The following is an 11,449-nucleotide window of genomic DNA, read 5'->3' on the forward strand; positions in this document are numbered from 1 at the left end:
ATTGCTTACCGTACCCTGCTGAAATCATTAACATGATCATGACGCACATCTTACTGGTTGAAGATGAAGTCAAACTGGCACGATTTGTTGAATTGGAGCTAAGTTATGAAGGTTATCAAGTTAGCGTCGCCTACGATGGATTAACTGCACTCACCGCAGCGCGTGAGTTACATCTAGATTTAGTAATTTTAGACTGGATGTTGCCGGGTTTGTCAGGGTTGGAAATTTGCCGCCGCTTACGAAATATTGGTAATAAAGTGCCGATAATCTTATTAACCGTCAAAGATGAAGTGAGCGATCGCATTGCAGGTTTAGACGCTGGTGCTGATGATTACCTCGTTAAACCCTTCGGTGTTGATGAATTATTAGCCAGAGTTAGCGCTCACCTGCGAAGAAGCCACCAAGCAGATAAAGCAGATGTTTTAGAATTTGAAGACCTAAGTTTAAATCGTCGCACGCGCCAAGTGTACCGAGATCAGCGGTTAATTGAGTTAACTGCTAAGGAATTTGATTTACTAGAATATTTACTGGCCCATCCGCGACAGGTAATTACCTGCGATCGCATTTTAGAGGAAGCCTGGGGTTACGACTTCATGGGCGATGCTAACATCATCGAACTTCACATGCGCTACCTGCGTCTGAAACTTGAGTCCAATAATGAAAAGTGCCTTATTCAAACTGTCAGTGGTGTCGGCTACACATTGCGTGATTGAATTTGGGACTGGGGATTGGGAAAAGACAAGCGAAAGACTTCTTCAATAATTCTTCCTTATTCCCTTTATCCTGTGTTTATCAGGCGCACTGACACTATAGCAGTGGTGGTTGCTGTTAATTTATAAACTCCAAAATGTTGTTAATTAGTCTATTTATTGCTACGCTCTTTTTAGCATATTCAAATGGTGCAAATGACAACTTTAAAGGGGTAGCAACGCTATTTGGTAGCCGAACTAGCAGCTATCAAACAGCAATTTTGTGGGCAACTTTTACAACTTTGGCTGGTGCGGGAACTGCGACTTTGTTGGCAAGTACACTAATTAAAAACTTCTCTGGAAAAGGACTAGTGCCTGATGCGATCGCTAACGCCCCAGAGTTTCATATAGCAGTAGCGATCGCTGCTGGTTTAACTGTGCTCATAGCTACCCTCATGGGGTTTCCCGTTTCTACAACTCACAGTTTAACAGGTGCCCTTGTTGGCGCTGGATTAGTTGCGATCGGACTCAAAGTTAATTTTGCAGCTTTGGGAACTTCCTTTATTTTGCCTCTATTACTCAGTCCAATCATTGCTATTCCGTTGGGAGCAGGAATTTATAGCTTATCTGGCTATATCAATTCTAAATGGAACCTACCAGTTAACCAGAAAATGGTTGATACTTGCCATTTTATCAGTGCTGGAGTTGTCAGCTTTGCTAGAGGATTAAATGATACTCCCAAGATTTTCTCACTCATTCTAATTATTGAGTATTTTTCGATTCAGGGAGGAATGATCACGATAGCGATCGCAATGGCACTTGGCGGTTTACTCAACTCCCAAAAAGTTGCAGTAACCATGAGTGAAAAGATTACCTCAATGAATCATCCTCAAGGCTTATCAGCAAATATAGTAACTGGAGTTTTAGTTATTGCAGCTAGTCAGTTTGGGCTTACAGTTTCTACAACTCACGTTTCAGTTGGTTCTATTTTTGGAGTAGGATTAATTGGTAAAAAGCCCAATATGCGTGTTTTTTATCAGATATTATTATCGTGGATTTTAACTTTACCTACTGCTGCAATTATTAGTGCAATAACCTACAGATTATTGCAAGGCTAGAGAATTTTAATATATTTATTTGTTAAGCCTTTAAAAAAAACTCAGTTCTCCTTTAACAAAAAAAGTAATTACTGTTAGTCTTTAAATTCATCGCTGGCTTCTTGAGTGAGGATAAAGTCAATATCCTTTGGGTTAGTAGCAGGGTAAGCTCATCACACTTTACGCTTGAGAGTTTTATCAACAAAAAAGTCTGTTACCGAAATTGTTACGAGTGCGTTGTTGTTGGGCAGTTACTTTATGATGATATTTAGTTAAGCTCCTCACACCACACTGAAAACCGTGAAACATAGTGTTTCACGGTTTTTTCTTTTTTCAGAATTGACGTTGGGGCGTAGACACGGAGTCGTTTGTCGTCAGACTTCACGTTGTTAAGGTGAAAAGATGCGATCGCAGTTTTCCACCCTTTCTAAAGAATTATCGCTCCATTCAAAAGCAAATCTCCTTTTTATTCAATTTTTCCTGAAGTTTTTTTCTAACTGCATCGGTAAATTTTAGATCAGATGCCAAACCTTCTAAATTAATATAGCTTTTGCGCTGTCTAAGAGTTATGAGCTTCTCAATAGTAGTTTTATTTACACGTGTACCCTTAAAAGCTGTAATTAGTAATGTTTTATCAGCCTTATTGATGTTGATAGCAGTTGGCAGTAGTAGTCGTGATGTTGAATCTGGTATCAGTGTTGGAGGTACTTTTCCAGATTTAATAAATTGAATATTTTTAAGCTCTAGCTTTCGGTGCAACAAAGATGGGCATGAAGGAGCAATCATAAAAGCTAGATCAGGTGGATGATCATCAGAAGATGATGGCTTGAATTTAACATCCTGTAACCATTCTTCAAACGTCTGCAAGTGTCCGCTTAAAAGCTCATAGTTTTTTGCTTCGCCAAAGGCTCTAGCTATAGGACTGCCATTGTGTAATAATTCCACACAGCTATCAAATGCATGACCTGCAAGCACAAGCGCTTTCCTGCCCTCTTCTGTGACTGAAATCCGCCTTCTCTTCGGAGATTCTAGTAAATTTTGCTGGTATAGAGTGTTCTATATATCATCAGCATTTTTTTTGAGTTCTTTAGACAAATGCTCTTTGACAGTACCTTGAGTTACCGTACCCTCATTTGAGTAGGCAACTGTGTAAAGCAAGTAAAGCATTTGCTCTATGGAGAGTTTAGTCATAAATTCCTCTTACTCTTAAACAATTTTACTTAGACTCCTTTGGTGAACATAAGATATATTAACAAAGTAACATATAATACTTAAACCTAAATAATATTTGTTACATTGCATCAGTTCACCGACGAGTAAGTATGCAGAATTCCCCAAATTACTAAACTTGGGGATACAAATAACATTACCAAAAGTAATCGCCCCTTGTATAATTTGCTAATCAAAAGCGCGTAGTTTACCGCCGCAGGCATCGCCCCTGCTTTTTTACTTCGCGCCCTTCTCTGCTAGACAAGCAAGGGACGCAATTCAAATCCGAAACCACTTTTCTACAAGTGCTTATATGCAAAGAAGCTTATTGTCATACATTACTCATTCTTCCAACAATCTCTGCAAGAGTGTATAAATGTCCCCTTTGTCACCCTCTTTCCGTAGTCCTACCCCAACCACTAAAACCACGACTTTCTCTAGCTCTACTTTATAAATAATTCTGTAGCGTTGACCCACAGCCCTGACACTGCGATATCCCTTAAGCTTGTCAACGAGAGGTTTTCCCTGCTTTTCTGGATCTGTCTTGAGTTTGTCGATTCTGTCGCTCAAAGATTTCTGATGACGCTGATCTTTAACACTAGTCAACATTTCTAAAGCTAACGGTGTCAGTTCAATTTCATATTCTATATTGGCGGGTTGCGGTGTCTCAGAGTCCAAGTTGGGCTTTTACTTCCTTCCAGTTAATGGTTTCTCCCCGTTCTCCCTGGCCTATACTCTCCCGTAGCTGATGGACAAACTCCCGATCAGATAAAATTGCTAGGGTTTCCAACAGAGATTCAAATTGCTCAAAACTAAGTGCTGCCATTACGGGCTTACCATGCTTAGTGATGATCACTGGTTCATCTTTCAACTCATCTGGCAAATCTAACAATTGTCGTCGAGCTTCAGTTATGCTTAAGTATTTTGGCATCTAGATAAGTGTACATTTAAATGTACGTTTATTATAGCGTTAGCGTGATGTCTACGACGGGCTACGCCTACGCAGTTTTCCCTCAAACATAACTCTGTATCCACCCTCTTGCGCTAAAGTTGCAACTGAACGTGCATTTAAAGCCAGGAGGAAAGAGTTGTGAAAGCAGTCTTGATGACAGCAGCTGGCAGTCCGGAAGTTCTGCAAGTACAGGAAGTGCCAAACCCTGCTGTTCCTGTAGGTAATACTGAACTTTTAGTGCGTTTGGTGGCAGCTGGCATTAACCCTATTGACACTAAACTTCGTAGCCGAGGCACTTTCTACCCCGATCGCTTGCCGACAATTTTAGGATGTGATGGTGCAGGTGTAGTCGAAGCAGTGGGTGCTAGTGTTCAGCGTTTTCGCCCAGGCGATGAGGTATATTTTTGCTATGGCGGCTTGGGCGCACACCAAGGCAATTATGCTGAATATACCGTTGTGGATGAGCGGTTTGTGGCACGTAAACCCGCGTCTATCTCCTTTGCCGAAGCAGCAGCAGCGCCTTTGGTGTTAATCACCGCTTGGGAGGCTTTATACGAACGGGGACGATTGGAACCTGGAGAACGGGTTTTGATTCATGCGGGTGCTGGTGGTGTCGGTCATGTAGCAATTCAATTGGCGAAACTCAAAGGTGTTAGTGTTTCCACCACAGTCAGTTCTGAGGAAAAGGCTAATTTCGTCAAAGAACTCGGTGCTGATCATGTAATCTTTTATAAACAAACAGACTTTGTGCAAGCGGTATTAGATTGGACTGGCGGTAAAGGCGTAGACTTGGCTTTTGATACCGTAGGCGGTGAAACCTTTCACAAAACTTTCCCCGCAGTGCGAGTGTATGGCGATATTGTGACAATTCTCGAACCAGATGCCAATACTGTTTGGAAAACTGCTAGAACTCGCAACCTCCGCATTGGTTTAGAATTCATGTTGGCACCAGCGTTGCTAGGATTGGAAGAGAGTCTCCAGCATCATGCAGAAATTCTCGAACAATGTGCCACCTGGATCGATGAAGGCAAGTTAAAAATCCACGTTAGTCACAAGTTTCCTTTGAAAGAAGCGGCTAAAGTCCACCAATTACTTGAAAGCGGTTCTGTGACGGGTAAAATTGTTCTACTGATTAGCGACGAATGATCGAGCAACTTGGATAAATTATTTTTTAAACGCATAGGCACGCAGAGGTTAAACGCAGAGGTACACAGAGGGGTTTCTCTGCGCTCCTTTGCGTTTATATTAATTCTTCTCTTTTTCCCTCTGAGGAGTTGCGATCGCACTACAAAGTTAAGTTAATGCATCGGCCGCCTTGTTAATGCATTGGCTTACATTATTAATGCGTCGGCCGCCTTGTTAATGTAATGGCTTACATTATTAATGCGTCGGCCGCCTTGTTAATGTAATGGCTTGCATTGTTAATGCAGCGGCCGCTTTGTTAATGTAATGGCTTGCATTGTTAATGCAGCGGCCGCCTTGTTAATGCATCAGCTTGCATAAATTAACCTACTCTTTCTCTAATTTTATCCAGCAAGCTTATCAGGCTATGTTGGCGCAGCAACAAGCTGAAACCGAAAAACTAGCTTTATACTGTGCTGCTGTCGATGCTGCTCGATTAGCAAAATGGGAATTTTACGACGATTATCCGGGCAGATTTTCACCAGTTTCAAGATTCTGTTTTATAAAGCTTTTGACAATCGGAATATTGAGCAAGCATTAGCACTTCTGACTCCCAATTTTGTCGCTCATCTGGCTGGCGGATCTGAACCACTCAATAGCGATGGTTTCAAACAGTTTGGCATGGCATTTTACTTAGCTTTTACTAATGGTCAACATAGATTTGACGAAGTAATTGTTGAAGGCGATAAAGTAGTCACCTGTGGAACGTTCACAGCTACACATTTTGCTAACTTTCAAGGTCTTCCTCCAACAGGTAAGCAAATCAAGCTATCAATCATGCACATTGATCGCGTTAACGATGGCAAAATCATTGAACATTGGGGCCAAGGCGACGCACTAGGATTAATGCAACAGTTGGGTATTATCTTTCTACCAGGCCCCGCACTTTTGCCGCATATTTTTAAAAGCTTTTTATCTAAGCCGTTTAAGAAGCCTGCAATAAAGGCACAAAAGCTAAAATAACTCTCGATAAATAAAACACCATCAGCCATTTGACCTAGAGTAGCAGCAACGTTGGATGCAACAGAGGTTCAGGGCGCACAGATGTACGCCCCTACAAGTTGATTATTTACAAAGCCTTTATTTAAGTTTCCAACTAAACTTTTGCTTCCAAAGACTTGAGTAACTCGGTATTCACACCCGACTCACGAGTCAGAGCAATTTTGCCAGTGCGGGCGATTTCTCTCAAACCAAATTTTTGCAACACCTGCACGATCGCTACCATTTTACCTGGATCTCCCACAACTTCTAAGGTGAGAGAATCTTCCGCCACATCCACGACTCGCGCCCGGAAAATCTGAGACAGTTCAATCACTTCTGAGCGATTGCTGCTACTTGCATTCACCTTTAAGAGCATCAATTCCCGCTCTACGCAAGGAGTTTCGGTAATATCCTGTACCTTAAGCACATTGACTAACTTGTATAGTTGCTTGGTGAGTTGCTCGATAATGCGATCGTCACCAGGTATAACCATCGTAATTCGCGAGACTCCTCCTTGTTCAGCAGGGCCAACAGCAAGGCTTTCAATATTAAAGCCGCGACGGGCGAATAAACTAGAAATGCGGGAAAGAACACCCGCCTCATCTTCAACGAGAACTGAAAGAGTATGTTTCATCTTCGCCAACAGAGGCTAGAACAGGATTTGAGTAACGTAACACTAGTACCGTTTGGCAGAATTCACTCATTCAAAATTCAAAATTACTTGAGTTCTAAACTCTTGACATTTTGTAAAATGTATGTTTATTTCTACGGTGAGGTACTACTGCACTAATTGTTAGTGTGACCTTTTATTGTAAACTCAATAGCTGCACTGATTGCATTCTCTAGAGATAAATTGGGCAGAAATCATTCTGCAAGGAGGAATTTCATTGAATGCATCTCTTTTGATTGGTAGATGCGGTATTTTTGTAAAGCTTTTATACTCAGGTTTGATAAGCCTCTAATAGGAGAAAAGTTTTTATGGGTTGGTTACAAAGATTATTTGGAATGGAAAAGCCTCAAAATGCCGAAGTAAATCCTACTCCGCAGTCAATAGCCGCAGATCCTAGTAGTAGTGTTGCTTCTACTGATACGCAATCAATCCCCCCAGAACGTTTAGGATTAAGCGGCGAATACGACCAAAGTGGCTTGGCAAAGCGAGTAGCGTTGGCATTTGATCAAGACCCCCAACTTGATGATGTTGATACCCTTTGGGTTGCTCAAACGGGTAGCACTGTAGTATTGAAAGGTAAAGTTCCCAGTCAAGAAATTCTCAACAAGATGATTTCTGTAGCTAATTCTGTGAATGGCGCTACAGATGTTGACACTAACCAAGCCACGATTGGCTAGGTGTTAAGCAATTCAAAATTCAATAGTGGCAAAGGTACTGGCTGGCGCGATCGCTCCCATTGCATAATATTTAGGGAGTAAGCAACTGTTGGCGATCGCCAACCCATCTCTCAATCCAATCTAAAATAGCTTGGTTAACTTGTTCTGGACATTCATCATGGGGACAATGACCTACGTCTGGTAAATTTAGCACTTCCAGTTTTTCGTTGTACTGCGCGAATTGGCTAGCCAGGGCTGGGGGAACAAACCGATCCTTTTCTCCCCAAATTAACAGCATCGGAATTGTTAAGGTTGGTAACACTGTCTTGACACTGGGACTAAAGTTAATTCCAATCGCAGCTTTGAATAAAGCACTAAAAGCCCTCGCTGAACCTATGTCTTGGGGAGGCCCTGCTAAAATTTCTATGAGTTCATCGGTAATCGCCTCTGGTTTAGCGTAGGCAAGACCTGCCCAGCGACGCAGCACCCCTGGACGGCGCACGAAGTTAAACACAGGTTTTAGAATCAACGGCGAAGCGACAATATTTTTAATTGCTCTGACCACTGGTTGCAGCATAGGCGGGATTGCTTCTTGCTCTAGTGAAGGGTCGGGTAAACTCATCATCACCATACCCAACACCATATCGGGGTGGGTGGCAGCGGCGGCCATGGAAATTAGTGAACCGTTGGAATTGCCCACCAAAATCGCTGGTTGACGGATAAATGTTTTCCAAAAATCGTAAACCTGCTCTACCCAGAGTTCGATGCTGTAATTAGCTGCTGCTTTTTCAGAAGCGCCAAAACCTAGCATATCAATGGCATAAACTGTGTGATGCTCACCCAACACCTCTAAATTATGTCGCCAATGACCAATGGAAGCGCCAAAGCCATGTAACAGAATCAGAGGTGTTGTCTTGTGGGTATTTTGGGCAGGGCGAATGTAAGTATAGCGAGTTTGCCAGCCCCGCCAAACCCAATCCCTTTGATTACCAACCCGCTCTTGCCAGTGTAGTGTAGTGGTCACAGTCTCCTCTAATTCATCAGTGTGAAAATCCCATTATAAAACTTTGCTTTTTCACCTTGTTTATCTTTGCTTTTAGGAAAATTTGTATATTGTTGATTCCAGTTTTTCACCCAGCTTTCAAAATCGCGTCAGCAAATATCTCCCAAATCCTCAGTTCAATTAATTGAAAAACGTTTTAAATCTTGTAAAACTGCGGCGGCTGATTGATAGCGATCGCTAAAATGATAACAAACCATCTTATCTAAAATTGCCGCTAATTCTTCGCTGACTGGCGCTGTTTGCCGCCACATCACATTCCCTGTTTCTAAATCTGGGTGGAGTTCTTGCGGTGGTATCCCAGTTATCGCTTGAATGCCAATCATTCCTAAAGCGTAAATGTCACTACATAAGCGGGGATGACCGGCAAATTGTTCTGGAGGTGCATAACCCCGCGTCCCGATGGCTACTGTCGCTAATTCGGTTTGCTCACTATTTGGCGGTTGCATCAATTTTACAGCACCAAAGTCAATCAACACCAGCCGATTATCTTGAGCGCATCTAATAATATTAGTCGGTTTGAGATCACGATGAATCACTCGATGCTGGTGAATAAATTCTAGAACTTCTAAAACTTGTTTGAGCATCTCCATCACAAATGATTCGTTCTGCACATTCTGCACAGGTGGTAATTCTTCACTTAGGGTATGTCCCTCGATATATTCTTGAATTAAATAGAATTCGTGGTCATCTTCAAAATAAGCAAGTAGTTCGGGAATCTGATCATGTTTACCCAAAGATTCTAATATTTCAGCTTCACTATTAAACAACCTGCGAGCAATTTGCAAAAATCGTGTATCTTGACGGGCTGGCATTAACTTTTTCACTACACAAGTAGGATTACCCGGTCGTTGAGTATCCTGTGCTAAATAAGTGCGACCAAATCCACCTGTACCAAGAACTTGAGAGATTTTGTAGCGTCCACTCAAAAGTAAATCACCAGATTTTATTTTTGGTGAATCAATTGGGGGAGGAAAGTCAAGATAGGAGTCGGGAAATGCTGTTTTATCTTCTAAGAGTACATTTAATTGGGCGATCGCTTCTTGTTGTTTTTCAACTTGCAGAATAATCACCTGAGTTTGCCGCTGATTTTGGTAGCTAGTATAAGCAATCACACAGATACTACTAATTACTAAGGCAAGAGCAGAAGGTATTAATGGCACCCATCCAGCTTGAAAAAACAAAGCAATGCAGATTACTATTAAGCTCAGTAGAGTTGTCCCGTCCACCATTAGCAACAGCAACGGATTTTGCCACCGCCATGCGATAATTCCACCTAAGAGTGACCAGCCCCACACCCAAATAAGTTCCGCCCAATCTGGCCAATACCAAATTAGAGGTCGCCCATCCAATACTGTATCAATGAGTTGACTTGCTATTTGTGCATGAATAAACAGAGCAGGCATTCTAGCTGGTTGATCTGGCAAAGCGCTGTAAGGTGTATAAAAGCTACCTGAAGAAAGATTAGCTGCTGTGATGCCAATAATTACAAGACGGTCTTTGACTAAATTGGGGTTGACTTGGCCACTGAGAATTTGTGTGAGGGTTACTTGGTTGGCGAAGCTGTTGGGGTGATGGTAATTTAATAATATTTGATAGCCATTTGCATCCAGATGTTGGTAGCTACCAGAATTAGATTGTAAACGCGGGAAGAGGGTTTTACCTAATTGAAATTCTCCTTTATTTGTAAATTGGTATTCAATGCCTTGTTTTTCCAGATAATTAATTGCTATTTGCGCCCCAAATGCAAATGATGTTGTACATTTCTTGTCTGTAGAGTTAGCAAATAACAAACTGCGGCGGACAATTTGGTCGTTTTCATTGTCAGCAACTACATCACTAAACCCAACATTATCTATAGGAAAATTGGGTGGCGGTGGTATTTCATCTCTACCCAAGCTGCTGAACAAACAGGTGCTGATGATATTATCTTGATTTTGCTCCTTAGCTGCTAAATTGTTGTCTTCTGGTTGGAAAAGATATAAACCAACAATTCGCGGTTGATAAGACTCAATTTTATCTAACAGCTGATTTATGGTACCATCTGATAGAGTCCGTTTGTCTATTTTGAGATCCTCGTCAGTGATTTTTACCAGCAAAATCCGCCGATCAGGTGCTTCTCTCAGACGCGATCGCAACATTTGGTCATAAACTATTAACTCCCAAGACTGCAACCATTTCAGTTCCCGAACTCCCCATATAAAGGCGGTAACTCCTACACTGGTAACCAAAATAATTTGCAACCAACTTTTGTTCTTGGAAGTTTTACGGGAATCCTGAACTTTGACAAAGGGGACACGAAGTTTTTCTAATAGTCCACTAATCACGGCGTTGCGACGGTAGCCTGAATTGGGTAGATGTTGCAGGCGCAGAAGTTAATTTTCTGACTCTAGGTTAAAAGCTAATTAATCTGAGCTTCTTTTATTAATGTAGCAATTTCCTTGCTACTTAGAAACCTTGGTGTATTCCTACTCTTAGCTACGTGCAGCCTCACCCACAGAATCAGACAAGCGATGTCTAAGGGCGGGCTATTTGGCATCGCGCTATGCGGCTAATCATCTGTAAGAGATGTTTGAGCATCTTCAACAGGACTGGCAATTGGGAAAGAAACAGGATTAGTAGATGAGGTTATTGAATCTAACTGGGGTTGTTCGAGTGATGCTCCGATGCTTGAATCATCGAAATAGGATCCAAATATTTTATCATAGTTAGAAGCAACAGCTAAAAAAGCGCCACCCAAAATATAGATAGGTAATGGCAGATTAAATTCTTGCAACCAGTCAAACAGTTCTGCCAAGGCAAACAGCACCAAAAAGCAGGCAAGCCAAACCTTCATATTTTCATTCTCTGGATTGAAACAACTCTATTACTAGCTTAAATAGCTTGCATAAGGGACTGACAAAAATAAATTATCCAAAATTATTTGTACATTTGTAGGGGATCTTGGCCTTGC

General features: G+C 41.7%; 13 protein-coding genes. 5 read left to right on the forward strand and 8 right to left on the reverse strand.

The genetic code is table 11. The features are described 5' to 3' along the window. The first annotated feature begins 38 nt into the window (after nt 1-38). Together Q0541_RS05895 and Q0541_RS05900 are read left to right on the forward strand one after the other, a co-directional pair. Nucleotides 39-713 (forward strand): response regulator transcription factor, encoded by a 675-nt coding sequence (locus Q0541_RS05895; RefSeq protein WP_298906929.1) that lies wholly within the window; start codon nt 39-41, stop codon nt 711-713. Between the two features lie 134 nt (nt 714-847). Continuing rightward, the gene (locus Q0541_RS05900; protein WP_298906931.1) at nt 848-1,807 is read left to right on the forward strand and encodes an inorganic phosphate transporter; all 960 of its coding nucleotides are present in this window, start codon (nt 848-850) and stop codon (nt 1,805-1,807) included. A 426-nt stretch (nt 1,808-2,233) separates the two neighbouring features. Here Q0541_RS05900 and Q0541_RS05905 read toward each other — a convergent pair whose 3' ends face one another. The 4 genes from Q0541_RS05905 to Q0541_RS05920 form a co-directional block, all read right to left on the reverse strand. Next, complete coding sequence (locus Q0541_RS05905; RefSeq protein WP_298906934.1) at nt 2,234-2,761, reverse strand: hypothetical protein; 528 nt, start codon at nt 2,759-2,761, stop codon at nt 2,234-2,236. Nucleotides 2,762-2,842: 81 nt separating this feature from the next. After that, nucleotides 2,843-2,977: a hypothetical protein gene (locus tag Q0541_RS05910; protein WP_298906937.1), complete on the reverse strand. Its 135-nt coding sequence runs from the start codon at nt 2,975-2,977 to the stop codon at nt 2,843-2,845. A 360-nt stretch (nt 2,978-3,337) separates the two neighbouring features. Then, the gene (locus tag Q0541_RS05915) at nt 3,338-3,673 is read right to left on the reverse strand and encodes a type II toxin-antitoxin system RelE/ParE family toxin (RefSeq protein WP_298906940.1); all 336 of its coding nucleotides are present in this window, start codon (nt 3,671-3,673) and stop codon (nt 3,338-3,340) included. Next, entirely contained in the window at nt 3,663-3,926 is a 264-nt protein-coding gene (locus Q0541_RS05920; RefSeq protein WP_298906943.1) for a type II toxin-antitoxin system Phd/YefM family antitoxin, read from the reverse strand. Before Q0541_RS05920 ends, Q0541_RS05915 begins: the two co-directional genes overlap by 11 nt. A 159-nt stretch (nt 3,927-4,085) precedes the next feature. On the opposite strand from Q0541_RS05920, the gene Q0541_RS05925 reads away from it, so the two are divergent. Together Q0541_RS05925 and Q0541_RS05930 are read left to right on the forward strand one after the other, a co-directional pair. Next, nucleotides 4,086-5,093, forward strand: coding sequence for a zinc-dependent alcohol dehydrogenase family protein (locus tag Q0541_RS05925; RefSeq protein WP_298906945.1), 1,008 nt, complete (start codon nt 4,086-4,088; stop codon nt 5,091-5,093). Between the two features lie 480 nt (nt 5,094-5,573). Further along, a complete protein-coding gene (locus tag Q0541_RS05930; RefSeq protein ID WP_298906948.1) occupies nt 5,574-6,092 on the forward strand; it encodes an ester cyclase in 519 nt (172 codons plus the stop codon). Nucleotides 6,093-6,225: 133 nt separating this feature from the next. Here Q0541_RS05930 and ilvN read toward each other — a convergent pair whose 3' ends face one another. After that, nucleotides 6,226-6,744, reverse strand: a complete 519-nt coding sequence (ilvN, locus tag Q0541_RS05935) for an acetolactate synthase small subunit (RefSeq protein WP_298906950.1) — start codon at nt 6,742-6,744, stop codon at nt 6,226-6,228. A 344-nt stretch (nt 6,745-7,088) separates the two neighbouring features. On the opposite strand from ilvN, the gene Q0541_RS05940 reads away from it, so the two are divergent. Continuing rightward, a complete protein-coding gene (locus Q0541_RS05940) occupies nt 7,089-7,457 on the forward strand; it encodes a BON domain-containing protein (protein WP_298906954.1) in 369 nt (122 codons plus the stop codon). Nucleotides 7,458-7,527: 70 nt separating this feature from the next. On the opposite strand, the gene Q0541_RS05945 is transcribed toward Q0541_RS05940, so the two are convergent. The 3 genes from Q0541_RS05945 to Q0541_RS05955 all read right to left on the reverse strand — a co-directional run bounded on the left by Q0541_RS05945 (nt 7,528) and on the right by Q0541_RS05955 (nt 11,332). Further along, nucleotides 7,528-8,460, reverse strand: coding sequence for an alpha/beta fold hydrolase (locus tag Q0541_RS05945; RefSeq protein WP_298906959.1), 933 nt, complete (start codon nt 8,458-8,460; stop codon nt 7,528-7,530). A gap of 155 nt (nt 8,461-8,615) precedes the next feature. Beyond that, the gene (locus tag Q0541_RS05950; RefSeq protein ID WP_298906960.1) at nt 8,616-10,823 is read right to left on the reverse strand and encodes a CHASE2 domain-containing serine/threonine-protein kinase; all 2,208 of its coding nucleotides are present in this window, start codon (nt 10,821-10,823) and stop codon (nt 8,616-8,618) included. A 224-nt stretch (nt 10,824-11,047) separates the two neighbouring features. Further along, the gene (locus Q0541_RS05955; protein WP_298906962.1) at nt 11,048-11,332 is read right to left on the reverse strand and encodes a hypothetical protein; all 285 of its coding nucleotides are present in this window, start codon (nt 11,330-11,332) and stop codon (nt 11,048-11,050) included. Between the last annotated feature and the right edge of the window lie 117 nt (nt 11,333-11,449).

This window comes from uncultured Nostoc sp. (assembly GCF_937863485.1).
Classification (GTDB): Bacteria; Cyanobacteriota; Cyanobacteriia; order Cyanobacteriales; family Nostocaceae; genus Nostoc.

Coding starts and splice junctions, on each gene's coding strand:
- Q0541_RS05895 (WP_298906929.1), top strand. CDS start 39: ATGACGCACATCTTACTGGTTGAAGATGAAGTCAAACTGGCACGATTT.
- Q0541_RS05900 (WP_298906931.1), top strand. CDS start 848: ATGTTGTTAATTAGTCTATTTATTGCTACGCTCTTTTTAGCATATTCA.
- Q0541_RS05910 (WP_298906937.1), bottom strand. CDS start 2,977: ATGACTAAACTCTCCATAGAGCAAATGCTTTACTTGCTTTACACAGTT.
- Q0541_RS05920 (WP_298906943.1), bottom strand. CDS start 3,926: ATGCCAAAATACTTAAGCATAACTGAAGCTCGACGACAATTGTTAGAT.
- Q0541_RS05930 (WP_298906948.1), top strand. CDS start 5,574: ATGGGAATTTTACGACGATTATCCGGGCAGATTTTCACCAGTTTCAAG.
- ilvN (WP_298906950.1), bottom strand. CDS start 6,744: ATGAAACATACTCTTTCAGTTCTCGTTGAAGATGAGGCGGGTGTTCTT.
- Q0541_RS05940 (WP_298906954.1), top strand. CDS start 7,089: ATGGGTTGGTTACAAAGATTATTTGGAATGGAAAAGCCTCAAAATGCC.
- Q0541_RS05955 (WP_298906962.1), bottom strand. CDS start 11,332: ATGAAGGTTTGGCTTGCCTGCTTTTTGGTGCTGTTTGCCTTGGCAGAA.